This window comes from Streptomyces roseochromogenus subsp. oscitans DS 12.976 (assembly GCF_000497445.1).
In the GTDB taxonomy this organism is placed as follows: domain Bacteria; phylum Actinomycetota; class Actinomycetes; order Streptomycetales; family Streptomycetaceae; genus Streptomyces; species Streptomyces oscitans.
The window spans coordinates 5,760,525-5,784,896 of sequence record NZ_CM002285.1 but is presented as its reverse complement, the minus strand read 5'-3'; the positions used below and the strand labels follow the sequence as shown (position 1 = coordinate 5,784,896).

23 protein-coding genes are annotated in these 24,372 nt (G+C 70.2%); 10 read left to right on the top strand and 13 right to left on the bottom strand.

Annotation, left to right across the window (positions count from 1 at the left end):
- The first annotated feature begins 282 nt into the window (after positions 1 to 282).
- From M878_RS74685 to M878_RS74675, 3 genes are read left to right on the top strand one after another with little or no spacing between them, the layout of a single operon-like run.
- Positions 283 to 1,290 carry an acyl-CoA desaturase gene (locus M878_RS74685; RefSeq protein ID WP_023549935.1) on the top strand — a complete coding sequence of 336 codons (1,008 nt, stop codon included), beginning with the start codon at positions 283 to 285 and terminating at the stop codon, positions 1,288 to 1,290.
- Entirely contained in the window at positions 1,287 to 1,964 is a 678-nt protein-coding gene (locus M878_RS74680; RefSeq protein ID WP_023549934.1) for a TetR/AcrR family transcriptional regulator, read from the top strand. The genes M878_RS74685 and M878_RS74680 overlap by 4 nt, the downstream gene beginning before the upstream one ends.
- A 41-nt stretch (positions 1,965 to 2,005) precedes the next feature.
- Entirely contained in the window at positions 2,006 to 2,257 is a 252-nt protein-coding gene (locus M878_RS74675; RefSeq protein ID WP_031225725.1) for a prevent-host-death family protein, read from the top strand.
- 165 nt (positions 2,258 to 2,422) lie between these two features.
- On the opposite strand, the gene M878_RS74670 is transcribed toward M878_RS74675, so the two are convergent.
- Both M878_RS74670 and M878_RS74665 read right to left on the bottom strand, forming a co-directional pair.
- Positions 2,423 to 2,803, bottom strand: coding sequence for a VOC family protein (locus M878_RS74670; RefSeq protein ID WP_023549932.1), 381 nt, complete (start codon positions 2,801 to 2,803; stop codon positions 2,423 to 2,425).
- A gap of 2 nt (positions 2,804 to 2,805) precedes the next feature.
- A complete protein-coding gene (locus tag M878_RS74665; protein WP_023549931.1) occupies positions 2,806 to 3,618 on the bottom strand; it encodes a trans-aconitate 2-methyltransferase in 813 nt (270 codons plus the stop codon).
- A gap of 89 nt (positions 3,619 to 3,707) precedes the next feature.
- Here M878_RS74665 and tamR point away from each other — a divergent pair, with 89 nt between their 5' ends.
- Positions 3,708 to 4,205: a MarR family transcriptional regulator TamR gene (gene tamR / locus M878_RS74660; protein ID WP_023549930.1), complete on the top strand. Its 498-nt coding sequence runs from the start codon at positions 3,708 to 3,710 to the stop codon at positions 4,203 to 4,205.
- Here tamR and M878_RS74655 read toward each other — a convergent pair.
- The gene (locus tag M878_RS74655; RefSeq protein ID WP_031225723.1) at positions 4,164 to 4,931 is read right to left on the bottom strand and encodes a LuxR C-terminal-related transcriptional regulator; all 768 of its coding nucleotides are present in this window, start codon (positions 4,929 to 4,931) and stop codon (positions 4,164 to 4,166) included. The genes tamR and M878_RS74655 overlap by 42 nt on opposite strands.
- 255 nt (positions 4,932 to 5,186) lie before the next feature.
- Here M878_RS74655 and M878_RS74650 point away from each other — a divergent pair, with 255 nt between their 5' ends.
- The 3 genes from M878_RS74650 to M878_RS74645 all read left to right on the top strand — a co-directional run bounded on the left by M878_RS74650 (position 5,187) and on the right by M878_RS74645 (position 7,406).
- A complete protein-coding gene (locus M878_RS74650) occupies positions 5,187 to 5,630 on the top strand; it encodes a GNAT family N-acetyltransferase (RefSeq protein WP_023549928.1) in 444 nt (147 codons plus the stop codon).
- 73 nt (positions 5,631 to 5,703) lie between these two features.
- Positions 5,704 to 6,408, top strand: coding sequence for a hypothetical protein (locus M878_RS48820; RefSeq protein WP_158692776.1), 705 nt, complete (start codon positions 5,704 to 5,706; stop codon positions 6,406 to 6,408).
- A complete protein-coding gene (locus M878_RS74645; RefSeq protein ID WP_158692775.1) occupies positions 6,393 to 7,406 on the top strand; it encodes a hypothetical protein in 1,014 nt (337 codons plus the stop codon). The genes M878_RS48820 and M878_RS74645 overlap by 16 nt, the downstream gene beginning before the upstream one ends.
- Before the next feature lie 467 nt (positions 7,407 to 7,873).
- On the opposite strand, the gene galK is transcribed toward M878_RS74645, so the two are convergent.
- Genes galK through galT form a run of 3 tightly spaced genes read right to left on the bottom strand, consistent with a single transcriptional unit; the run spans position 7,874 to position 11,048 of the window.
- A complete protein-coding gene (gene galK / locus M878_RS74640) occupies positions 7,874 to 9,028 on the bottom strand; it encodes a galactokinase (RefSeq protein WP_023549925.1) in 1,155 nt (384 codons plus the stop codon).
- Positions 9,028 to 9,990, bottom strand: coding sequence for a UDP-glucose 4-epimerase GalE (galE, locus tag M878_RS74635; RefSeq protein WP_023549924.1), 963 nt, complete (start codon positions 9,988 to 9,990; stop codon positions 9,028 to 9,030). The genes galK and galE overlap by 1 nt, the downstream gene beginning before the upstream one ends.
- Positions 9,987 to 11,048: a galactose-1-phosphate uridylyltransferase gene (gene galT, locus M878_RS74630; protein WP_023549923.1), complete on the bottom strand. Its 1,062-nt coding sequence runs from the start codon at positions 11,046 to 11,048 to the stop codon at positions 9,987 to 9,989. Before galT ends, galE begins: the two co-directional genes overlap by 4 nt.
- Before the next feature lie 180 nt (positions 11,049 to 11,228).
- Here galT and M878_RS74625 point away from each other — a divergent pair, with 180 nt between their 5' ends.
- Together M878_RS74625 and M878_RS74620 are read left to right on the top strand one after the other, a co-directional pair.
- Positions 11,229 to 12,920 carry a sodium:solute symporter family protein gene (locus M878_RS74625; protein ID WP_023549922.1) on the top strand — a complete coding sequence of 564 codons (1,692 nt, stop codon included), beginning with the start codon at positions 11,229 to 11,231 and terminating at the stop codon, positions 12,918 to 12,920.
- 20 nt (positions 12,921 to 12,940) lie between these two features.
- Complete coding sequence (locus tag M878_RS74620) at positions 12,941 to 13,294, top strand: hypothetical protein (RefSeq protein WP_023549921.1); 354 nt, start codon at positions 12,941 to 12,943, stop codon at positions 13,292 to 13,294.
- Between the two features lie 139 nt (positions 13,295 to 13,433).
- Here M878_RS74620 and M878_RS74615 read toward each other — a convergent pair whose 3' ends face one another.
- The 4 genes from M878_RS74615 to M878_RS74600 all read right to left on the bottom strand — a co-directional run bounded on the left by M878_RS74615 (position 13,434) and on the right by M878_RS74600 (position 20,530).
- Entirely contained in the window at positions 13,434 to 14,117 is a 684-nt protein-coding gene (locus M878_RS74615) for a helix-turn-helix transcriptional regulator (RefSeq protein WP_031225716.1), read from the bottom strand.
- Positions 14,118 to 14,343: 226 nt separating this feature from the next.
- A complete protein-coding gene (locus tag M878_RS74610; RefSeq protein ID WP_023549919.1) occupies positions 14,344 to 16,179 on the bottom strand; it encodes an outer membrane protein assembly factor BamB family protein in 1,836 nt (611 codons plus the stop codon).
- A 153-nt stretch (positions 16,180 to 16,332) separates the two neighbouring features.
- Positions 16,333 to 18,135, bottom strand: a complete 1,803-nt coding sequence (locus M878_RS74605; RefSeq protein WP_023549918.1) for an outer membrane protein assembly factor BamB family protein — start codon at positions 18,133 to 18,135, stop codon at positions 16,333 to 16,335.
- Between the two features lie 586 nt (positions 18,136 to 18,721).
- Positions 18,722 to 20,530, bottom strand: a complete 1,809-nt coding sequence (locus tag M878_RS74600) for an ABC-F family ATP-binding cassette domain-containing protein (protein WP_023549917.1) — start codon at positions 20,528 to 20,530, stop codon at positions 18,722 to 18,724.
- A 154-nt stretch (positions 20,531 to 20,684) separates the two neighbouring features.
- Here M878_RS74600 and M878_RS74595 point away from each other — a divergent pair, with 154 nt between their 5' ends.
- Complete coding sequence (locus M878_RS74595) at positions 20,685 to 21,278, top strand: Uma2 family endonuclease (protein WP_023549916.1); 594 nt, start codon at positions 20,685 to 20,687, stop codon at positions 21,276 to 21,278.
- 3 nt (positions 21,279 to 21,281) lie between these two features.
- Here the strand turns inward: M878_RS74595 and M878_RS74590 are convergent, their stop codons facing one another.
- The 3 genes from M878_RS74590 to M878_RS74580 all read right to left on the bottom strand — a co-directional run.
- The gene (locus M878_RS74590; RefSeq protein ID WP_023549915.1) at positions 21,282 to 22,175 is read right to left on the bottom strand and encodes a 4-(cytidine 5'-diphospho)-2-C-methyl-D-erythritol kinase; all 894 of its coding nucleotides are present in this window, start codon (positions 22,173 to 22,175) and stop codon (positions 21,282 to 21,284) included.
- The gene (rsmA, locus tag M878_RS74585) at positions 22,172 to 23,149 is read right to left on the bottom strand and encodes a 16S rRNA (adenine(1518)-N(6)/adenine(1519)-N(6))-dimethyltransferase RsmA (protein ID WP_023549914.1); all 978 of its coding nucleotides are present in this window, start codon (positions 23,147 to 23,149) and stop codon (positions 22,172 to 22,174) included. The genes M878_RS74590 and rsmA overlap by 4 nt, the downstream gene beginning before the upstream one ends.
- A gap of 209 nt (positions 23,150 to 23,358) precedes the next feature.
- A partial coding sequence (locus M878_RS74580) for a resuscitation-promoting factor (protein WP_023549913.1) occupies positions 23,359 to 24,372 on the bottom strand: 1,014 nt, incomplete at its 5' end.

The window sequence follows — 24,372 nt, the reverse complement described above, 5'->3', positions numbered from 1 at the left end:
GAAGCTCAGTCTGGGAGGGAACCCGGCCGGCCTGCAGGCGGCGGGCGCCGCATACGGGCCGGAGCGTCCGGGAAGGAAACTTCAGCGGACCGCGCTGTCCGACCGAGACCAAGGATAGGTGGCCATGTGGACGCGCAGGGTCTTGGGCTCTTGCCGCCGCCCACCACGCTGCCATACTTACGTCGCCGTAGGTTACGGAACCGTAGGGAAGTACCGTTCGAGTCCCGTACGGTCCCGGCGGCCCGGCATCTGCCCCGACCCTCGACCCCACAGGGGACGCGCATGACCTCCAGTTCCGATGTGATCGAAGAAGCGCCCAAGGCCAACGACACGCCCTACCCCTCCGCCACGCTGGGTGGCGAGCAGAAGCGTTCGATCGAGCAGATCACGCTGCTCCTGTTCATCACCGTGCCGTTCCTGGCACTCGTGGCGGCTGTGCCGCTGGCCTGGGGCTGGGGGGTGAGCTGGCTCGATCTGGGCCTGCTGGTCTTCTTCTACTTCCTGGGATGCCACGGCATCACGATCGGTTTCCACCGGTACTTCACCCATGGTTCGTTCAAGGCCAAGCGGCCCCTGAGGATCGCGCTGGCGGTCATGGGCTCGCTGGCGGTCGAGGGCCCCCTGGTGCGCTGGGTGGCCGATCACCGCAAGCATCACAAGTTCTCCGACGCGGAGGGTGACCCGCACTCTCCGTGGCGGTTCGGGGAGACGGTCCCGGCGCTGATGAAGGGCCTGTGGTGGGCTCACATCGGCTGGATGTTCGACGAGGAGCAGACCCCGCAGGACAGGTACGCGCCGGATCTGATCAAGGACCCGGCGATCCGGGCGATCTCCCGGCAGTTCGTCTACTGGACCGCCGTCTCCCTGGTCCTGCCGCCGCTGATCGGGGGTCTGGTGACGATGTCCTGGTGGGGCGCGTTCACCGCGTTCTTCTGGGGTTCACTCGTACGGGTGGCGCTGCTGCATCATGTGACGTGGTCGATCAACTCGATCTGCCACGCGGTGGGCAAGCGGCCGTTCAAGTCGCGGGACCGTTCGGGCAATGTGTGGTGGCTGGCGGTGCTGTCGTGCGGGGAGTCGTGGCACAACCTGCACCACGCCGACCCGACCTCGGCGCGGCATGGGGTGATGCGCGGCCAGATCGACTCCTCGGCCCGCTTCATCCGGATCTTCGAGCTGCTCGGCTGGGCGTACGACGTGCGCTGGCCGTCACGCTCCCGTATCGATTCGCGCCGTAACACCCCAGATGACGGCTCTCGGGGCCGGAAGGCGGGCGCCGAGGCGGCATGATTGACGCCGTGGCGACCGACTCCAGCAGCACCTCCAGCAACGACAAGCCGCGGCGGACCCGCCGGACCCGTATGACCGGCGCCGAGCGCCGCCAGCAGTTGCTGGAGATCGGTCGCACCCTCTTCGCGGCGAAGGGTTTCGAGGGCACCTCGGTGGAGGAGATCGCGGCCAGGGCCGGGGTGTCCAAGCCGGTGGTGTACGAGCACTTCGGCGGCAAGGAGGGCCTGTACGCGGTGGTGGTGGACCGTGAGATGCGGCGGCTGCTGGACATGGTGACCAGCTCGCTGACGGCCGGCCATCCGCGTGAGCTGTGCGAGCAGGCGGCCTTCGCGTTGCTCGACTACATCGAGGAGTACACGGACGGCTTCCGCATCCTGGTCCGCGACTCCCCCATCCCCCAGTCCACGGGTTCCTTCGCCTCGCTGATCTCGGACATCGCCACGCAGGTGGAGGACATCCTGGGCCGCGAGTTCAAGAGCCGGGGCTTCGACCCGAAGCTCGCTCCGCTGTACGCGCAGGCCCTGGTCGGCATGGTCGCCCTGACCGGCCAGTGGTGGCTGGACGTACGTCGGCCGAAGAAGGCGGAGGTCGCGGCCCATCTGGTCAACCTGGCCTGGCACGGCCTGGACGGCCTGGAGCAGAAGCCGCGGTTGATAGGGCATCGGAAGAGCTGAACCGACGGACGCCGGGCGTGATCTTGCGGAAGCATGTGGTCGTGACCCGGATCGAAATCAGCGCAGCAGGTTCCTGCCTCGAAGAACTGGTCCGCCGCGTGACGGGCAGCTGCGAGACCATCGCCCTGACCGAACATGGACGTGTCGCCGCTCTTCTCGTCTCCCCACGCCTTGTCGAGGATCTCGAGGACAGCCTCGCAGTGGCCGACTACCAGCGGCGCAAGGCGGAGGGAACACTCGGACCGGGCATTCCGCACGAAGAAGTCAGGCGCATGCTGGGGCTACTTCCATGACCGACCAGGTCACCTGGGAATACGCCACTCATGGGGTGTGGCTCCTTGGCCGCCCCCGACTGAGTGCCGTGCATTGAGGGCGCGCGGCCGCCCCGGGTTCGCTGAGACACGGCCCACCTCGGCGACCGCGCGGTAGGCCCGCCAGCGCCGTTTTCCGAGCCCTCGTCACTCACCTCGGCCGGACGACCTGACCCGTTCCAGGAACTCCAGCCGGTTGCCGACCGGGTCCTCCGAGTAGAAGCGGAGATGGCCGGGCAGGTTGTCGTCCCAGGTCACCGGGGCGCCGAGGGAGGTCAGCCGGGCCGCGTACGCCTCGATCTCCGTCACCCGCAGCCCGGGGTGCGCCTTCTTCGCCGGCCTGAAGTGATCCTCGATACCCAGGTGGAGCTGGACGGCGCCGGCCTGGAACCAGCAGCCGCCGCGCGCCGCGAGGACCGGTGGCTTGGGGATCTCGGTCATGCCGAGGACATCGACGTAGTACGACCGAAGGGCGGGCTCGGACCCCGGAGGCGCCGCCAGCTGCACATGGTCGACCGCGGCCAGCATCCTCAGGCCTCCTTCACGGCGACGGCGAACAGCCGGCGGAAGGGCAGGACCGTGCCGTACGGCGCGCTCGGGTAGGCCTGCCGCAGCAGGTCCCGGTACTCGGCGAGGAACGCGTCCCGCGCCTCGGGGTCGTCGGCGAGCGCGGTCAGGGCGGGCCGCAGACCGGTCCCCTTCACCCAGTCCAGGACCGGGTCCTGGCCCTGCAGGACGTGCAGATACGTCGTCTGCCACACGTCGGTCGCGCAGCCGAGGCGGGCGAGGCGGTCCAGATAGGCGCCGGGGGTGTGCACCGAGTCGGTGTGGCGCAGGACGTCGGCGAGGCGGGACTTCCAGCGCGGGGTCCCGGCGAGTTCGCGCATCAGGGCGTGCAGCGGCGCGTCGATGTTGTCGGGCACCTGGAAGGCGAGGGCGCCGCCGGGCCTGAGGCCGGCGATCCAGTCGGCGAACCGTTCCATGTGGCCCGGCACCCACTGCAGCGTCGCGTTGGAGACGATCAGGTCGTACGGCTCCTCGGGCGCCCAGGTACGGACGTCGGCAGGGGCGAAGTCCAGCCGGCCGCCCCCGGCCGTGGGGCCCTCGTGCTCGGTGTGGGCCGCGTCGAGCATCTCGGGCGAGTTGTCGTAGCCGGTGACGTGGGCGGCGGGCCAGCGCCGGGTGAGCAGGACGGTGACGTTGCCGGGGCCGCAGCCGAGGTCGGCGATGCGGGGCGCCCGCGCGGGCAGGTCCGGGACGCGGGCGAGGAGATCGGTGAAGGGGCGGGCCCGGTGACCGGCGTGCCGCAGGTACTGACCGGGGTCCCAGATGGCGTTCGTCATGGCCACCACTCTCCCCACCCTACTATCTCGATGTCAAGAGACTCGATGTCAAGAGACTTCATGTCGACACAACCACTACACTGATCTCCATGGAGGACGAGGTCGATCGGCTGGTCGCAGCGTGGCGCCGGGAGCGTCCGGACCTCGACGTGGAGCCGCTGGAAGTGCTCAGCCGGGTGAGCAGGCTGGCCCGGCACCTGGACCGCGCACGCAGGCTCGCGTTTTCCGAGCACCAGCTCGAACCATGGGAGTTCGATGTGCTGACCGCGCTCCGGCGCGCGGGCACGCCGTATCAGCTCTCCCCCGGCCAGTTGCTGACGCAGACCCTGGTGACGTCGGGCACGATGACCAACCGCATCGACCGCCTGGCCAAGAAGGGCCTGGTGGAGCGGCTGCCCGACCCGAGTGACCGGCGGGGTGTGCTGGTCCGGCTGACCGACACCGGCCGGGACCGTGCGGACCAGGCGCTGGCCGGGCTGCTGGAGCAGGAGCGGGCGATCCTCGCCGAGCTGTCCCGCGCCCAGCGCGCTGAACTGGCCAGCCTGCTACGCCAGTTGACTGCCCCGTTCGACAACATCCCCGGTTAGGTCGGCCGGTCCGACACCCGCGCGGCGGGCGAGCGCGACGGCGGCCAGCGTCGAGTGGACGCCCAGTTTGCCGAGGACGTTCTGCATATGGGTGCGCACGGTGTGCGGGGAGAGGAACAGCCGCTCGGCGACGGCCTTGCGGCCCAGGCCCGCGACCATGCACCTGAGCACCTCCCGCTCCCTCGGCGTGAGGGACTCCACCAGCCGCTCGCTCTCGGTACGGTGCCGGCGCGCGGCGGTGAGTTCGCGGAGCACACCGGTGAGCAGGGCGGGCGGCAGATGGGTCTCGTCGCGCAGCACGCCCCGGATCACTGTCAGCAGCCGGGACAGCGAGCAGTCCTTGGCGACCCACCCGGAGGCACCGGCCTGCAGCGCGAGCGCCGCCCGCCGGGCATCGTCCTTCTCGGCGAGCACGACGATCCGTACGGCGGGCTGGGCCGCACGCACGCCCGCGACCAGCGAGATCCCGTCGACCAGGCCCTCTTCGTCGCCGTCCTGCACGGGCACGGCCGGGCGGCTGCCAGACGCGTGGCCACCCAGGTCGGCGTCGACCAGCAGGACGTCGTACCGCCGCCCCTCACCGGCCGCCCGCTCCAGACAGCGCAGCGCGGCGGGGCCGCTGCCGGCGGCGGAGACGTCGACGTCCGGCTCGGCGGCCAGGGCGGCGGCGAGCGACTCGGCGAAGATGCGGTGGTCGTCCACGACCAGGACTCGGATACGAACCACGAAACCCCCTTCCCCAGGCTCCGCGCGGAGCCGGGGACAACCACGGAGCGTGTACGACACCCACGGCAAGGACGCGCGCCGCACGGCCGCCGCCGTCGCGGAAACTGCTACCCCCACCGCGGGCGCCGTACCCGCCTGTCTCGCCCCCTGATCGGCACCGGCCCCCACCGGTGCTGTTCCACAGCGTACGGACGGGAGCACGCAGCGGAAGCGGATTTACAGAACTGGCCGTCCGGCGCGTTTATCGTGTGCCGCATGTTTCGTATTGAGGCGGAAGTCGACAAAGGCCGACGTGATCTGCTCCGCGCACGTCTCCGTGACACGAACACGGCGGCGTCCCCGGTCCTGGCGGCCCTGCGCGGCACGCCCGGCGAACGCGAAGTCCCCCTGCACATCTGGGCCCTGGACCCCGCCGGCGACCTGGCGGGCGGCCTGGTCGGCCACACCTGGACGACCTGGCTGCACGTCACCTACCTGTGGGTGGATGCCCGGCACCGCGGCGCGGGCCTGGGCTCCCGCCTCCTGGCCAAGGCCGAGCACCTCGCGCACACCGCCCGCGGCTGCACGGCCGCCCGCCTGGAGACCTGGGACTTCCAGGCCCCGCGCTTCTACGAGAAACAGGGCTACGAGGTGGTGTGCGTGATCGCCGACTACCCGCCGGGGATCACGGAGTACACGCTGACGAAGCGCCTGGACTGACAGGGTCTCTCCTCCACGAAACCCGCACGAACGTGTGGGCGCCGGAACCACTTGGCCCGCCGTCAATCCCCCCATGGGATCATCCGGTGGCACGCCGATCATCTATCTCCGGGGGACCAGCGACATGCTGACCACGCGACACAGGGCTGCTGCGGCCGGGCTACTGGCCGCTGTCGCCGTTTCCGTTACGGGTTGCTCGTCGGGCGGCTCGGGCAACGACAAGATCGCCGGCGCGGGCTCCGGAGGGTCGGGCTCCGTGACGCCGTCGGCGTCCGCCCCGGCGGAGAAGAACGCTCCGCACTTCGACCTGCCGTCGGACATCACGGTGAAGGTCGAGCGGCAGCCTACGGGGGATGCTACGAAGGACGCGGTGCTGCGGGACTTGGCGTATGCGGCGCAGGCCCGGCTGGAGGCGTTCGCCACGGGCAACAGCCGCACTGTCAACATGAACCGGTATTACGGGATCTACGCGCTCAACTACTGGGCCAACCGGGTCGCAACGCTCAAGAAGCAGGGAGTCACCATCACGGGTGCCTACCGGTACTTCGGATTCCAGGTCACAGATGTGACGAACGGCAAGACGGCGGCGGCCCGCTACTGCGAGGATCAGCGCAAGGCCTACGGCAAGGAGATCAAGTCGGGGAAGGTGCTGCGGACCAAGCCGAGCGCCAAGGACTTCATCCTGAACACCTTTCAGGTCGCGAAGACTCCCAGTGGTGACTGGCAGATAGTGCAGGAGAGCTGGAAGAAGGCGGACGCGTCGTGCGTGCAAGGCTGACGGCGAGGACCTTGGCGGCGGCCAGCCTCCTCGCGGCGGTGGGAACCGCTTCCCCCGCCTATGCGGGGGACCCCACGAACGGCGGCGACCAGGGCAACATCGGGCCTTCACAGCCCACCGAGTCCGGCGGCGGCGACTCCACCCCCGGCACCATCGGTGCCCACATCCGAATAGACCAGAGCAAGCTGCCCTCGGGTAGCAGCACCAGTACCGCGACCTCCTCCAACGTCGACTGGAAGCCCCCGGTCTGCTGGTACGAGCCGATGTACACGCCGGACGAGTACGAGAAGTTCATCAAGACCGCGTACAACGGCGCGCAGGAGCCCGCGGCCGACTACGCCAAGAAGCGGGACGAGGAGCACTACCACAAGGGCGACAAGGGCCTGTGGTGGCAGGTGAAGTTCCGGGACGACACGTACGCCCAGTCCTGCCCGGTCAGCACCGACAACTGGGAGATCTGGGTCCCCCCGGCCCAGCAGAAGAAGGACCCCAACCAGCTCACTCCGGAGATCCTCTCCCAACTCGCCTACAACTCCAGCAAGTTGCCGACCCCGCCAGTGGAACTGAGCCCGAACGCGGACCGGCTGATCGTGAACCTCGGGACGCGGGTCAAGCTCAACAGCGCCTTCGACCGGGTGTGGACGACCGCGAGCATCGACTACAAGGGCGTCCGGATGGCCGCGACCACCGTCGCGACCCCCGTGGCCCTCAAGGTCGACGCCGGCACCTCCGACGCCGACCCGCAGACCTGTACGTACAACCTGGTCAAGGGCAATAGCGGCTACACCGTCGACAGCAAGGACGCGGGCTGCAACATCACCTACCGCCGCTCCTCCGGCTCCGGCACCTACCCCTTCAAGGCGTCGATCACCTGGAAGGTGACGTGGACCGACTCGGCGGACCCGGACGGACCCGCGCGGCAGCCGGGGCTGCCGGGCGGGCTGTCCACGTTCGAGCAGGACGTGACGGTGAAGGAGATCCAGGCCGTCAACCGCTGAGCGGAGGGTGGCCCGGCCGTCACTCGGCAGCCAGCGCCATGTCGTTCGCGCTGCAGCGAGGCAGGTCGCTGCCTGATCCGTCGGCGTACGCCGCCTGCCCTCGTCGGTGACGCTGATCGCGACGGGCGCGGAGGCGAGGCCGCCGCCGGGGAAGGTGAACTGTCCGAACGCCCGGGGCGCCGGCAAGCCGCCTCGGGCCCTCGCGATGAGCAGCGCGTCTGCGAGGGCGTCGGCCAACCGTCGGCCAGCCGGGAGGCCGTTCCGTCGTCGTCCGTGACGAGCAGGCAGGACTGGCCGTGCTTCGATCTCGACACCCGTGACATTCACGCCTACCTGGGAGCGGCCGCATGAGCGAAGGGGACGGCACCGCGAACCACGTACGCGCGTCGGCGTCCACCCGGCCGCGTCTCCCGTGAAACGCCGTCAGCCCCGCACCGGTGTACGGGGCTGACGAGGCTGACGGAAACTCAGACCAGCCGCCGCGCCCCCGCCGAAGGCACCGCCTCGAAGAGGCGCGGGGTCTTGAAGGCCGCCGCCGCGAAGGCCTCTTCGATCGCCTTGGTCTGGGTGTCGACGTCCGACGCCTCCGCCAGGACGATCGCCGAGCCGCCGAAGCCGCCGCCGGTCATGCGTGCGCCCAGCGCCCCCGCTCCCAACGCCGTGTCGACGACCAGGTCCAGCTCCGGGCAGGAGATATGGAAGTCGTCGCGCAGGGAGGCGTGGCCCTCGGTGAGGACCGGGCCGATGGCGCGGGTGTCGCCGGCCTCGAGGAGGTCCACGACGCGCTCGACCCGGTGGTTCTCCGTCACGATGTGGCGGACCAGACGGACGGTCTCCTCCTCGTCGCCGAGCCGGGCCAGCGCCGCGTCCAGGCCGGCGTACGGGATGTCCCGCAGGGCGTCGACGCCGAGCAGAGCGGCGCCCTTCTCGCAGCCGGCCCGGCGCTTGCCGTACTCGCCGCCGCTGTGCGCGTGCTTGACCTGGGTGTCCACGACCAGCAGGCGCAGGCCCTCGGCCGCGAGGTCGAAGGGGATCTGCCGCTGGGACAGGTCACAGGTGTCCAGGAAGAGCGCGTGGCCCGCCTCGCAGCAGGCCGACGCCGTCTGGTCCATGATCCCGGTCGGCGCGCCGACGTAGACGTTCTCGGCGCGCTGGCACAGCCGGGCCAGCTTCCAGCGTCGCAGGCCGAGGTCGTACAGGTCGTTCAGGGCGAGGGCGATCACGACCTCCAGGGCCGCGGACGACGACAGGCCGGCGCCGGTCGGGACCGTGGAGGACAGGTGGACGTCCGCGCCGGTGACCTCGTGGCCCGCCTCGCGCAGGGCCCAGACCACGCCCGCCGGGTACGCCGTCCAGGCGTCGTCGCTCCCGGGCGCCAGAGCATCCGGCGACAGCTCCGCCACGCCGCCCTCGACGTCCGCCGAGTGCAGGCGCAGGAGGCCGTCGTCCCGGCGCGAGACCGCCGCGATCGTCTCGTGCGGCAGCGCGAACGGCATCACGAAGCCGTCGTTGTAGTCGGTGTGCTCGCCGATCAGGTTGACCCGGCCGGGCGCCGCCCACACCCCCTCCGGCTGTGCGCCGTACAGCTCGGCGAAGCGCTCCGCGACCTGCTGTGCCCCCACTACCGCTCCCTTGAGATGTGCTGCGCGAACTCCCACGCGTCCGCGACGATGCCCGCGAGATCCGCGCGGGACGGGTTCCAGCCCAGCTTCTCGCGGGCCGTGTCCGCCGAGGCGACCAGGACGGCCGGGTCGCCGCCCCGGCGCGGGGCCACGACCTCCGGAACCGGGTGACCGGTGACCCGGCGGACCGTCTCGATGACCTCGCGGACGGAGAAACCCTCGCCGTTGCCGAGGTTGCAGATCAGGTGCTCGCCCGGCCGCGCGGCCGTCAGGGCCAGCAGATGCGCCTCGGCCAGGTCCGCGACGTGGATGTAGTCGCGGACGCAGGTGCCGTCCGGGGTGGGGTAGTCGTCGCCGAATACCGAGATCGACTCCCGCCTGCCCTGGGCGACCTGGAGGACCAGGGGGATCAGGTGCGACTCGGGGTCGTGCCGCTCGCCGTGGGCGCCGTACGCGCCCGCCACGTTGAAGTAGCGCAGCGAGACCGCCGCGAGGCCGTGGGCGCCGGCCTCGCCGGTGATCATGTGGTCGACGGCCAGCTTGGAGGCGCCGTAGGGGCTGGTCGGCCGGGTCGGGGCGGTCTCCCGGATCGGGACCTGCTCCGGCTCGCCGTACGTCGCCGCCGTGGAGGAGAAGACCAGCTTGGGGACGCCCGCGTCGCGCATGGCGCCGAGCAGGGCGAGGGAGCCGGCGACGTTGTTGTCCCAGTACTTCTCCGGCCTCACGACGGACTCGCCGACCTGCGAGGACGCGGCGAAGTGCAGCACGCCGTCGTAGGAGGCGTCGAGCCACTTGGCGGCGTCGCGGATGTCGCCCTCGATGAAGGTGGCGCCCGCCGGGACGCCCTCGCGGAAGCCGGTGGTGAGGTTGTCGAGGACGGTGACCTCGTGGCCGGCCTCCAGCAGATGCTGGGCCACGACACTGCCGACGTAACCCGCGCCGCCCGTCACCAGGTACTTCATGAACTCGCTACCTCTCGCAGTCGCTCGGCCGCGCGCTCCGGCGGCACGTCGTTGATGAACACGCTCATGCCGGACTCGGAACCCGCGAGAAACTTCAGCTTGCCGGAAGTGCGGCGGATGGTGAAAAGCTCGAGGTGGAGCGCGAAGTCGTCCCTCGTCACTCCGTCGAACTCCGCCAGCGCGCCGAACGGGGCCTGGTGCCAGGCCGCGATGTACGGCGTCGGAGGCTCACCGGTGCCGAAGATCCGGTCGAAGCGCCTCAAGAGTTCCAGATAGACCTGGGAGAACTCTGTGCGCGCCGCCTCGTCGAGCGCGAGCAGGTCGGGGACCCGGCGCTTCGGATACAGGTGGACCTCGTACGGCCAGTGCGCCGCGTACGGCACGAACGCGACCCAGTGTTCACCCTCAAGGACGACCCGCTCGGCGGCCAGCTCCCGCTCCAGGACGGCGTCGAACAGGTTCTCCCCGCCCGTCGCCTCCTTGTGCGCGGCGAGCGAGCGGAGCATCAGGGCGGTGCGCGGGGTGGTGAAGGGGTAGGCGTAGATCTGTCCGTGCGGGTGGCCGAGGGTCACGCCGATCTCCTCGCCCCTGTTCTCGAAGCAGAAGACCTGCTCGACGGAGGGCAGATGCGACAGCTCCGACGTACGGTCCGTCCAGGCGTCCAGCACGAGACGCGCCTGCTCGGCGCTCAGGTCCGCGAAGGAGGCGTCGTGGTCCGAGGTGAAGCAGACGACCTCGCAGCGGCCGGAGTCGCCGGCGAGCGAGGGGAACCGGTTCTCGAAGACGACGACGTCGTACGACGAGTCCGGGATCTCGCTGAGCCGGTCGCCGTGCGTCGGGCACAGCGGGCACTCGTCGGCTGGCGGAAGGTAGGTGCGGCCCTGGCGGTGCGAGGCGACGGCGACCGAGTCGCCGAGCAGCACGTCCTGGCGGATCTCGGAGGTGGTCACAGTGCGGTCCAGGGGACGGCGGTCGACGGCGTCCCGCACGGTGTCGTCCCGAAGGTCGTAGTAGATCAGCTCACGACCGTCGGCCAGCCGTGTCGAGGTCTTCTTCAACGCCGGACTCCTCTACGTCCCGCACCCAATCACTCAACACAATCAAACATAACAGACCACAACCCGACAACACCTAGGATCATCACAATCAAACAAAGAACACCAACAGAAGTGTTCAATTACTAAACGCGGAGACGTAGGTTCCGCTCAGGATCAGTTCGCGCAACGAAGCGAGTTCTCATGCAAACCCCCACAGACACCCCGCTCTATCTGGCGGCGGAACTACGGCTCCCCACCAACTGGCTGGACTACACGATCCTGGCGATCTACTTCATCGTCGTCCTCGGCATCGGCTTCGCGGCCCGCCGCTCGGTGAAGACCAGCCTCGACTTCTTCCTCTCCGGACGCTCGCTGCCCGCCTGGATCACCGGCCTCGCCTTCATCTCGGCGAACCTGGCGGCCACCGAGATCCTGGGCATGGCCGCGAACAGCGCCCAGTACGGCGCCTACACCGTGCACTGGTACTGGATCGGCGCCATCCCGGCCATGGTCTTCCTGGGCCTGGTGATGATGCCCTTCTACTACGGCAGCAAGGTCCGCTCGGTCCCCGAGTTCCTGCTGCTGCGCTTCGACCGGGCCGCCCACCTGCTCAGTTCGATCCTGTTCGCGTTCGCCGCGATCCTGATCGCGGGCGTCAACCTCTATGCCCTCGCGATCGTCGTCGAGGCGCTGCTGGGCTGGCCGCAGTGGGTCGCGATCGTGGTCGCCGGCGCGTTCGTGCTGGCGTACATCACCCTCGGCGGTCTGTCCTCGGCGATCTACAACGAGGTCCTCCAGTTCTTCGTGATCCTGGCCGCCCTCATCCCGATCACCGTGCTCGGCCTGAAGAAGGCCGGCGGCTGGAGCGGGCTGACCGACAAGCTCACCGCCACCCACGGCCACAACTTCACCACCGCCTGGGGCGGCACCGGCATCGGCAGCGTCAACCCGCTCGGCGCCAACTGGCTGACCATCGTCCTCGGCCTCGGCTTCGTGCTCTCCTTCGGCTACTGGACCACCAACTTCGCCGAGGTGCAGCGCGCGCTGTCCGCTAAGAACCTCTCCGCAGGCCAGCGCACCCCGCTGATCGCCGCCTATCCGAAGATCTTCATCGTGTTCCTGGTGATGATCCCGGGCCTGGTCGCCGCCGCGCTCGTGCCGAAGATCGGCTCCTCCGGCTCCGGCCTGCAGTACAACGACGCCATCCCGTACCTGATGCAGGAACTGCTGCCCAACGGCGTGCTCGGCATCGCGGTCACCGGTCTGCTGGCGGCCTTCATGGCGGGCATGGCGGCGAACGTGTCGTCCTTCAACACCGTGTTCACGAACGACATCTGGGCCAAGTACGTGGTGCGCGGCCGCGAGGACACCTACTACGTCCGCTTCGGCCGCCTGATCACCGCGATCGGCGTGGCCGCCTCGGTCGGTACGGCGTTCCTGGCGTCCTCGTTCTCGAACATCATGAGCTACCTGCAGACGCTGTTCTCCTTCTTCAACGTGCCGATGTTCGTGGTGTTCATCGTCGGCATGTTCTGGAAGCGCGCGTCCGCCAAGTCCGGCTTCTGGGGCCTGCTCGCGGGCACCGTCACCGCGATGGTGAACTACTTCGTGCTCTACAAGAAGGGCATCATCTCCATCCCCTCCGACCAGGGCGCCAACTTCGTCTCCGCGATCGCGGGCTTCGTGGCGGGCGCGGTCGTGATGGTCGCGGTGTCCTTCTTCACGAAGCCGAAGCCGGCGCAGGAACTCCAGGGGCTGGTCTACGGCACCCGCTCCCCCGGCATGGCCGAGCCGCCCGCGCCCGGTGACGAGGCCTGGTACCGCAAGCCGGCCCTGCTGGGCTGGGGCGCGGTCGTGCTGGCCGCCGCCTGCTACATCCCGTTCTCGTTCTGACGCGGAAGGACCGAGGAACCATGAGCGAACACCCCGACCACGCAGAGCACGCCGACCGCCGTCACGAGCCCTTCCACTACAGCGAGGAGGACGTCCAGCGGGAAGTCACCGAGCTGGAGAGCAAGTCCGCGACCGCGGCCCGCATCTTCGACCTGCGCCGCATCATCGGCGGCCTGTTCGTGGTGTACGGCGTCATCGTCACGATCACCGGCATCACCGACTCCCGGTCCGCCATCGACAAGGCCCAGGGCATCAACATCAACCTCTGGACCGGCATCGGCATGCTGCTGCTGGGCATCTTCTTCCTGACCTGGCTGAAGCTCAGGCCTGCGGCGCCTCCGCCGCTTCCTCCGGAGGGTTCGCCGGAGAAGTGACCGCCGGCCGGGGACGGTTTCCGCCGTAGCGGTGCGGGCCGTCCCCGGCCGCGGGTCCGTCGTGGCTGATCGCGCAGTTCCCCGCGCCCCTTGGGGAGTTGCGCCGCCGCACCCGCATTCGCGCCGTAGCTGCGGTGGATTATTCGGAACCGGGGTTCAGGGGTCCCGCTCGGTCCAGGAGACCCGTCCGCGCGGCCAGCGCCGCCGCCTCCAGGCGCGACCCCACCCCCAGCTTCATCAGCACCCGCTGCACATGCGTCCGCGCCGTACTCGGCGCGATCCCCATCCCGGCCGCGATCAGCCGCGTGTCCTCCCCGTCGGCCACCCGCACCAGCACCTCCACCTCCCGGGGCGTCAGCATGCGCAGCAACCGCTGAGCCTCGTCATCCGGCTGGGCCGACGGATTGAGCAGCTCCCCGAACGCCCCCTGCAGCAACTGCGGAGCCACCGCGGCCTCCCCCGACCGCGCCTTCATGATCGCCCGCTCGACCCCCTCTATCCGCTCGTCGTGCCGCACGTACCCCGAGGCTCCCGCGGCGAACGCCGCCGCGATACCCCGCGGCGACGGCACGGGCCCGAGCACCACCACCGCCACCTGCGGCCGCTCCCGCTTGATCTTCGCCACCGGGTCGAACGCACCCGGTTCGGCCGGCGCCGCCGTGCCCAGCAGACACACCTCCGGCGCGCGCGCGATCACCAGGTCCGCCGCACCCGCGGCCGGCGCCGCCGCGGCGAGCACCCGGTGCCCGCGCAGCTTCAGCGCCGACGCCAGCGCCTCCGCGAGCAGGCGGTGGTCGTCGACGACCATGAGCCGTACTCCCATAGAGCAACCCCCCAGTCCCCCCCATGGATGCCCCACTATGGACGTCCAGCGGTCCGCAAGGACAGAGGGCCCCCCGGCACCCCGCCCTTCATGCCCCCGGAAGCTACACGCTTGTTCGACGTATTGCTGCCCCTCTTGATGAGAAGTGCCCCGGATCGATGAAATCCGGGGCACTTCTTGGTATGTCACCCATTCGGGCGAGAGGTGCGAGGGCGTCGGCCAGCGGTCAGCCGTTCGTGCCGTAGGCGACCGCCAGATCCTCCTTGCCGTCCGACGACCAGCCCTTCTCCTTGGCGTAGATCTGCGACATGTACAGACGCCCGTCGCCGAAGAGGATCTCCGAGTCCTCCGGCAGCATGTTGGCCTCCGCATTCTGCGCGTCGTCCAGGGCCGGGTTCTCCAGCAGCTTGGTCGCCTTGAAGGACCCGCCGTCGATGCTGACGACCTGCCCGCCCTTGTCGTACGGCGGCTTCTTGTAGGCGATCAGGTTGCCGCCGTCCATGCGCAGCGGGCTCAGCAGATAGCCGTCGCCGGCCTCCAGGCGCTGGCCGGTCGGCTTGCCGGTGTTCAGGTCGAAGGAGACGATCTCGTTGGTGCTGTTCAGTGCGCCGCCGCTGCCGTCGTGCTCCTCGGTCGGCACGTACAGCTTGCCGTTGCCCGCGACGATCGACTTGCAGGCCTCGATGCGGTAGATGCCGTCGCACTTGCCGCCGTAGGTCTTGCCCGGCGCGGAAATGTGGGCGAGCAGCTTGCCGGTCTTGCTGTCGATGGAGAAGTAGTCCGAGACCTCACTGCCGTCACCGGCGCTGTCGCCCACGTCGGCGGCCACCACCAGCGGGTCGGTGGAGACGATGGAGGCGTACTGGATGCCCGAGTCCATCTTGTACTCGGAGATCACCTTCCCAGTCTTCGGGTCGAGCGTCTGGATGAGCAGCTGTCCGTTGGCGGAGTCACCGCATTTGCGCACCGCGACCAGCTTGTCGCCACCGCCGTAGCCCGCGTCGTAGCAGTTGTCGCCCGGCTTCGGCAGCCACAGCGGCTTGTCCGAGTCGATGTCGAAGGCGGCGGCGCCGTTGCTGTCGCCGACCGCAACGGTGCGCTGAGCGACCGTCACATTCTGGTAATTGATAGGAGAATCACCGGACTTGACCGACTGTGTCCACAGCTTTTTGCCCGCGTTGAGATCGATCGCGGAGATCTGTGTGCACCCGGCGATGTTCTTCTTCGTGTTCCACTTCGGCTGGTAGACGATCGCGGTCTTGCCGTCGGCCGTGGCGTGCGGGCTGGCCGCACAGACCGGGCCGGGCAGCGGGATCGTCCACAACTTGGTGCCCTTGACCGGGTCGTAGCCGACGATCTCGGCGAGGCCGCTCTTGGCGTAGACCTTGTCCGTCAGCCACGAACCCGCGGTGCTGACCGCGCCGTCCGCGGTGGGCAGCGGGACCTGGAACAGCACGTGGGCCGCGGGGTTGGCCGGCACCTTCTCCTTGCCGCCCGTGCCCCCGGTGCCGCCGCCGCTGCCGTTCTTGCCGCCGGTGCCGCCGCTGGAGGAGGCGGCGTCGTGCGTCTTGTCGCCGCCTCCGGAGGAGTTGGCGTACCAGAAGCCGCCGGCGACGATCAGCGCGATGGCCACGACCGCCGCGACGACGATGAGCAGCGTGGTGTTGTTCCGCCCGCCGCCGCTCTGCCCCGGCTGCGGATGCATCGGCGCGGTCGGAGGCTGGCCCGGATAGCCATAACCCGGCTGCGCGGGCTGCGCGTACGGGTTCTGCGGCTGGCCGGGGTAGCCGTACGCCGGCGGCTGCTGGCCCTGGGCCGGGAGCTGCTGGCCGTACGGGGGCTGCTGCCCGCCGGGGTAGCCGTAACCCGGCTGCGGAGGCTGCGGTGGCTGCGGGGCCGGTGCGGCCTGCGGGTAGCCATAGCCGGGCTGCGGCTGAGGGGGCTGCGGAGGCTGCTGCGGCTGAGGTGGCTGAGCCGGCTGGGGCGGCTGCTGCGGGTTCGGGGGGCCGAAACCGCCCTGCTGCGGGGGCTGGTTCGGCGGCGGAGGGGGCGGCTGGGTCATGGGACGGGTACCTCGGTGAGGCTCGGAAGCCGGAAGGGATTCGCTACGGACAGGGGGAAGCCGGGACGGCGGCTCAGATGGCTCGGCTGGCTCGGGCGGCTCAGATGGCTCGGTTGGCTGGCCCGCTGGGCCCGCTGGGCCGGCGCGGTGGGCTCAGTTGCCGAAGGCCATGATCAGCTTCTCCTTCGACTGGTCGCTGCCGTTCAGCCGGCCGGCGGAGATGAAGAACCGCCCGTCGGCCCAGTCCACGACACCGTCGTAGAAGGTGTTCTCGATCTGAGCCGTGCCCTGCGGGTTCTGCAGCAGCTTGGTGGTCGTGTGGGAGGAGCCGGTGACCGGGATCGACACCACCTGGCCGCCCGCGTCGTACGACGGCTGCACATACGCGACGAGCTTGCCGCCCTGGATCCGCATCGGGTACATCGGCTCGTCGGCCGGGGACTTGGTCCGCCACCGCTCCTTGCCGTCGGCCAGGCTGATCGCGACGATCTCGTTGGCGCTGCCGGTGGTGTCCGTGGGCAGATACAGCGTGTCGGCGTCCGCGGCGACGCCCTGGCAGCCCTGCAGGTCACGCTCGAGGACCGCCCAGCCGCAGCGGGGGGCGAACTTCCCGTCGACCTTGACCTCCGAACGGAACTTTCCCTCCTTGGTGAACGTCGAGATGTTCCAGGCCTTCTTGTCCGCATTGGTCAGATAGACCACCAGCGGGTCGACAGAGAACGTCCGCGTGACCTGCCAGCCCTTCTTGACCGGCTGCGTCCAGCGCACCTTGCCGGTGGCGGGGTCCAGTTCCTGGAGCTCGTCGTGCGCGTTGCTACCGCCCGCACCGCAGGAGGCCACCTGGATCAGCCGGCCGGTGCCGCCCGCGTACGCGGCCGGGAAGCAGGCCGCGCCGTACTTCTGCTTGTCGTACAGCTTCCTGCCGCTGTCGATGTCGTACGCCGTGCCCGACTCCGAACGCCCCACCATCAGCGTCTTGCCGCTCACGGTCAGCTCGACGTTGAGCGCGCTGTCGAACAGCCCGCCGTCGGCGACCTCCGTGGTCCAGCCCTTGTGGCCGGTGGCCAGGTCGATCTGCTGCAGCTGGTTGCACTTGGCGTTGTCGCCGGCACCGCTCATGTACGCCACGACGACCTTGTCGTCGGCCGACTTCTGCTGGGTGACCGCGCAGATCTTCTGCGGGAAGGAGATCGGGCCCCACACGGGCTTGCCGTCGCCGACGCCGTAGGCGAAGACCTGCTTGTACGCCGCCTTCACCGCCGCCTTGCCGGTGACCCACATACCGGGTGCGTCGGCACCCGAACCCGGGGCGTCCGGCGCCGACTTGTACCAGAGCACCTTCGCCTCGCCGGCCCGCCGGCCCTCGTTGAGGTTCTCCGGGTCGTCACCGCCGCCGGACGTGCTCGACGCGCTCGGCGCGGCGGTGGCGGAGTGCTTGGGGTCGTCGCTCTGCTGGGCGACCGGCTTCCTCTTGGGATCGTCACCGCCGCTCGTGACCGCGTACACCGTGCCGCCGATGACGAGCAGCGCGGCCACCGCGGCACCGATGATCAGCGCCGTCTTCTTCCTGTCGGAACCGGCGGCGGGCGCGCCCGGGTACGGCGGCTGCTGCGGCTGGCCGAAACCGGGCTGGGGCACCGCGCCGTAGGGACCCGGCTGCTGCGGATACCCGTAGGGGCCCGGGGTGCCGTACGGGCCCGGCTGCTGGGGGTAGCCGTAGCCGGGCTGGGGCGGCTGCGGCGGGGCGGCGGGCGGCTGAGCCGGGGGCGGGGGTGTGGGAGGGACGCCGGGAGCGCCCGGGGTGCCCGGGGCACCCTGCGGGGCGCCGAATCCGCCCTGGGCCGGTGGTGGTTGCGGGGCGCCGAAGCCGCCGCCCTGCGGCGGCTGCTCCTGCGGCGGTCTGTCCTGCGGCGCTCCGAAACCGCCGTGCGGCGGTTGGTTGGGCGGCTGAGTCATCAGCGTTCTTCCCCCTCGTTCACTGATTTTTAGCCACGCCCTGAGGTTCTTGACGGACCCTAGGTCGTTACTTAGAAAGTTCTCAGACGGCCCTTTCTATCACCCGGTACCGACAGCCCACGGGCTCGGATCCGCCGCTGTTCCCAAGGGACGACCGGCCCGTGATGCCGCCGTTACGCGCCTTCACGCCCCCTTCACGCGGCGCGCGCAACAGCACCGCGCGCCGGGGGGGAGGAGACCGGCGCGGTGGGGGGTGGGGCCGAGAAGAGCGGGCGCGCGGTGGCTGATTCACGCCAGGGGCGTTGGCTCAGGTTGCGCGCGCCGCGCTATGAGGAACGCACGCGGGCATCGTGCGCCCCCACACACAGCGCGCCCGCCTGCATCGAGCGCCGCGCCAGACAGCGCGCACACCCAGACCAAGCGCCGCACTGGCCGGCGCGCGACCTCGCCCGAGCGCTGCACTTGGCGGCGTGCGCACCCCGCTCAAGCGCCGTATTCGGCGGCACGCACGCCCGTAACTCACAACGGGCGCCCGCCCTCACTACCGCGCCCGCGCCCGCTCCGGTGCGCTCGCGCCCCGGTCGCGCTACGCGTCCTCCGCCAGTTCCAGCCAGCGCAGTTCCAGTTCCTCGCGCTCGCCGGCCAGGTCGCGCAGCTGGGCGTCCAGGCCGGCGACCTTGGCGAAGTCGGTGGCGTTCTCGGCGATCTGGGCGTGCAGCTTGGTCTCCTTCTCGGAGATCTTGTCCAACTGGCGCTCGATCTTCTGGAGTTCCTTCTTGGCGGCGCGCTGGTCGGCAGCGCTCTTCTCCGGGGTGGCCGGCTTGGGCGCCGCTGCGGCGGCCTGCGCGGCGACCGCCTCCTCCATGCGCTGGCGCCGCTCCAGGTACTCGTCGATGCCGCGCGGCAGCATCCGAAGGGTGCCGTCGCCGAGGAGGGCGAAGACCCGGTCGGTGGTGCGCTCGACGAAGAAGCGGTCGTGGGAAATGACGATCATCGAGCCGGGCCAGCCGTCGAGGACGTCCTCGAGCTGGGTGAGGGTCTCGATGTCGAGGTCGTTGGTGGGCTCGTCGAGGAAGAGGACGTTGGGCTCGTCCATGAGGAGGCGCAGGAGCTGCAGGCGCCGGCGCTCACCACCGGACAGGTCGCCGACCGGCGTCCATTGCTTCTCCTTGTTGAAGCCGAACGTCTCGCACAGCTGCCCGGCGGTCATCTCGCGCCCCTTGCCGAGGTCGACGCGCTCGCGCACGCGCTGCACGGCCTCAAGGACCCGCAAGGCGGGATCGAGTTCGGCGACCTCCTGGGAGAGGTAGGCGAGCTTGACAGTCCTGCCGACGGCGACGCGCCCGCCGGCCGGCTGCTCCTCGCCCTCGCTGCGGGCGGCCGCGGCCATGGCGCGCAGCAGCGAGGTCTTGCCGGCGCCGTTCACGCCGACGAGACCGATCCGGTCGCCCGGCCCGAGCTGCCAGGTGACGTGCTTGAGCAGCACCTTCGGCCCGGCCTGGACGGTGACGTCCTCGAGGTCGAAGACGGTCTTGCCGAGCCGCGAGGAGGCGAACTTCATCAGTTCGGAGCTGTCCCGAGGCGGCGGTACGTCCGCGATCAGCTCGTTGGCGGCCTCGACCCGGAAGCGCGGCTTGGAGGTGCGGGCGGGCGCCCCGCGGCGCAGCCAGGCCAGCTCCTTCCTGATCAGGTTCTGCCGCTTGGCCTCCTCGGTGGCGGCGATCCGCTCGCGCTCGGCACGCGCGAAGACGTAGTCGGAGTAGCCGCCCTCGTACTCGTAGACGTCGCCGCGCTGCACGTCCCACATGCGGGTGCAGACCTGGTCGAGGAACCACCGGTCGTGCGTCACGCACACCAGCGCCGAGCGGCGGCTCTGCAGATGCCGGGCGAGCCAGGCGATGCCCTCGACGTCGAGGTGGTTGGTGGGCTCGTCGAGGACGAGCAGGTCCTGTTCCTCGATGAGCAGCTTGGCGAGCGCGATCCGGCGCCGCTCGCCGCCGGACAGCGGTCCGATGACGGTGTCGAGCCCCTTCGGGAAGCCCGGCAGGTCGAGCCCGCCGAAGAGCCCGGTCAGCACGTCCCTGACCTTGGCGTTTCCGGCCCACTCGTGGTCAGCCATGTCGCCGATGACCTCGTGCCGGACGGTGGCGGCGGGGTCGAGGGAGTCGTGCTGCGTGAGCACGCCGATCCGCAGCCCGCCGGAGTGCGTGACACGCCCGGTGTCGGCCTCCTCCAGCTTGGCGAGCATCCGGATGAGGGTGGTCTTGCCGTCGCCATTGCGCCCGACGACCCCGATCCGGTCCCCTTCGGACACACCGAGCGAGACGCCGTCGAGCAGGGCACGGGTGCCGTACACCTTGCTGACGTTCTCGACATTGACCAGGTTGACGGCCATTTCACTCCTGTGCGCGGGGACTCAGCCTTCTAGCGTAGGGCCTGCGGAGGCGGGGGCGGGGCGCGAGGGGGTTGTCACTCTTTGTGATGACGTGATCGGGAAGCGGCCGCTACCGTGGAGGGCAGGCAGCAGGATCCCGTCCATGGGAGGAACCATGACCGCCGAGTCCGTAGAGCACCGTCACCAGTGGCCGGTGCCGCCGCAGGACGGCTACACCGTGGACGACCTGTTCACACTGCCGGATCTCCCGCCGCACACCGAGCTGATCGACGGGAGCCTGGTTTTCGTGAGTCCGCAGCGCCGTTTCCACTTCCTTGCAATCGACCTGTTGGTCAACGGGCTGTGCAGCTCTCTCGCCCCGGAGTTCAGCGTCGAGCGGGAAATGACCGTCATCCTTGACAACCGCAATGGCCCCGAACCCGATGTCAGCGTGGTCCGAGCCGACGCGGTCACCGGGCTGGACCAGACCAAGTTTCAGGCCGAAGACGTACTACTCGCCGTGGAGGTCGTCTCCCCCGACTCGGAATCCCGCGACCGCACGACCAAACCGCAGAAGTACGCCGCTGCGGGAATCCCCAACTACTGGCGCGTCGAACAGAACGGAACAATCAACGGGCCCGTCATCCATGTCTATGAGCTCGACCCACTCACCAAGTCCTACGTGCACGTGGGCATGCATCGCGACCGGATCAAAGTCGACAAGCCCTACCCCATCGACATCGACCTGACCACTATCGGCAAACGCTGACCCTCAGACGACCGTCGCCCCCGCCACCGGCCCCACCGCCATCCGCACGGCCCTGCACGTCCCCGACGCCCGCAGCGCCGCCGCCACCTTCTCCGCCGACTCGGCATCACGCGCTAGGAACGCCGTGGTAGGCCCGGACCCGGAGACCAGCGCGGCCAGCGCACCCGCCCCGCGCCCCGCCTCCAGCGTGTCCGCCAGCTCCGGGAACAGCGACAGAGCCGCAGGCTGAAGCTCATTGGACACAGCCGCGGCCAGCGCGTCCGAGTCCCCCTTCGCCAGCGCCTCCAGCAGGTCTGCCGAAGCCACCGGCTCCGGAATCTCCCGCCCCTCCGCCAGCCGGTCGAACTCACGGAAGACGGCCGGGGTGGACAGCCCCCGCTCGGCCATCGCGAACACCCAGTGGAAGGTGCCGCCGGTCTCCAGGGCGGTCAACTGCTCTCCGCGCCCGATACCGAGGGCAGCCCCGCCCACCAGGCTGAACGGCACGTCGCTGCCCAACTCGGCACAAATGGAGAGGAGTTCAACACGGGAGGCGCCGGCGTTCCACAGCGTGTTGCAGGCCAGTAGCGCGCCCGCACCGTCCGCGCTGCCGCCCGCCATGCCGCCGGCGACCGGGATGTCCTTGGCGATGTGGATGTGCACGTTCGGCTCGATGCCCCGGCGCCCGGCGAGCGCGATCGCGGCGCGCGCGGCGAGGTTGGTGCGGTCGAGCGGGACCTGGTCGGCGTCCGGGCCTTCGCAGGTGATCCGGAGTTCGTCCGCGGGGGTCACCGTCACCTCGTCGTACAGGCCGACGGCGAGGAAGACGTTGGCGAGGTCGTGGAACCCGTCGGGGCGCGCGGCGCCGACCGCGAGCTGGACGTTGACCTTGGCCGGTACGCGTACCGTGACGCTCACTTGTCGCTCTCCTCGTGGTCGGTGATCCGCACGTCCGTGTCTTCGGTGATCCGGTCGTCGTGTTCGCTGATCCCGGCGTCGTGTTCGGTGATCCGGTCGCGCCGGGTGGTCAGCGCATCCTTGTGCTCGGCGATCCGTGCGAACTCCTCCACCGTCAGCGACTCGCCGCGCGCCTGCGGCGAGACACCGGCCCCGACCAGGGCGGCCTCGGCGGCAGCGGCGGATCCGGCCCAGCCGGCCAGTGCGGCCCGCAGGGTCTTGCGGCGCTGTGCGAAGGCGGCGTCGACGACCGCGAAGACCTCCTTCTTGGAGGCCGTCGTCCTGATCGGCTCGGCTCGCCGGACGAGGGAGACCAGCCCGCTGTCGACGTTCGGCGCGGGCCAGAAGACATTGCGGCCGATCGCGCCGGCCCGCTTCACCTCGGCATACCAGTTCGCCTTCACGGACGGCACGCCGTACACCTTCGAGCCGGGCGCGGCGGCCAGCCGGTCGGCGACCTCGGACTGCACCATGACGAGGGTGCGCTCGATGCTCGGGAAGGTGTCGAGCATGTGCAGCAGCACCGGTACGGCGACGTTGTACGGGAGGTTCGCCACCAGCGCGGTCGGCGGGGGGCCGGGCAGTTCGGCCACGTGCATCGCGTCGGAGTGGACCAGCGCGAACCGGTCGGCGCGCGCCGGCATGCGCGCCCCGATGGTCGCGGGGAGGGCCGCGGCGAGTACGTCGTCGATCTCGACGGCCGTCACCCGGTCGGCGACCTCCAGCAGCGCGAGCGTGAGGGAACCGAGCCCCGGGCCGACCTCGACGACCACGTCGTCGGGGCGGACCTCCGCGGTGCGGACGATACGGCGGACCGTGTTGGCGTCGATCACGAAGTTCTGGCCGCGCTGCTTGGTGGGACGGACACCGAGAGCTGCCGCGAGCTCACGGATGTCGGCGGGGCCGAGAAGGGCGTCGGGGGTGGGGCTGCTCACGGGACAAGGGTACGGGGGTCTGCCCGACCGGGTTGCCAGGTTCCCGGCGCCTCGGCCTGCGCGGGCACGGTGCCGCAAGAGCCGACGAGCGAAGCCGAGAACTTGGGGGAGCTACCAGCCACCACGCGCCCGCACCCGCACCGGCACCGGCACCGGCACCGGCACCGGCACCCGGCGACGCACAACAGCTCAACGGCGAATCCCCGCTGTCAGCCGTGCAACCGCGCCCCGCACGACGGCCAAGGTGTCGCGCCCCGCCGTGTGTACAGCTTCTTCGCGCGGAAGGTCTGTTCGTCCGCCGGGGCGTCCTGGGGGCGACCGCTGCCGCCGAGGCTGTGCCAGGTGCCCGTGTCGAACTGGTACAGCCCGCCGAACGTGCCGGAGGGGTCGACCGCGTCCGGACGGCCCCCGGACTCACAGGTGGCGAGGCCGCGCCAGTTCAGATGGTCGGCGCCGGCCACGGACTGCGGCAGCGGCTTGGTGCCCACCTTCACGATCTGTTTGCGTGGTTTGCGCAGCACCTCGGAAGTCTCACGGCGCGGCTTCTCCCGTACCCCGTTGACGATGCGCAGCAGATAGGTGTCGCGCCGCAGTCCGGGCTGCCCGGCCTGCGCGATGACCTCGGTGCCCTTGAAGAGGGTGGGGTCCTCGGTGCGCTGGACGTCGAACGGGATCTGCTCCTCGCGGACCTCCCGGCTGCCGCTGACCCGCAGCACGGTCACCGTCTGCCCGTCGCGCGGGAAGCTGTCGGGCGGGACGGAGGTGGTGTCTTCGCCGCGCAGGCCGATCCCGGCCTCCGCCAGGGCCTCGCGTACGGTGGCCGCGTTGGTGCGAATGCTCCGGCTGCGGCCGTCGGCCATGATCGTGACGGCGCGTTCGGTGCGCACGTCGAGCGCGAGCCCGGCGCGTCCGATGCGCTGGGACCGCGAGACGGACAGGTACGCGCCTTCCGCGCGCACCCCCAGCTCGTCCAGCGCTCCCGCCACGGTGTGCGCCGTCGTCCACACCTCGCGCTGCCGGCCGTCCAGGGTGAGCCGGACGGGGCGCCCGTAGCGCACGGCGACCGTGTCTCCGCTGGCGAGCGCCGCGCCGGGGGCGGGCGCGATCATGTCGTGCGCCCCCGTGCTCACGCCCTCCTCGGTGAGCAACTCGCTCACGTCGTCGGCGAAGGTGTGCAGGGTGCGCTGCTTGCCGTCGACGGTCAGCTCGATCGCCTTGTCCTT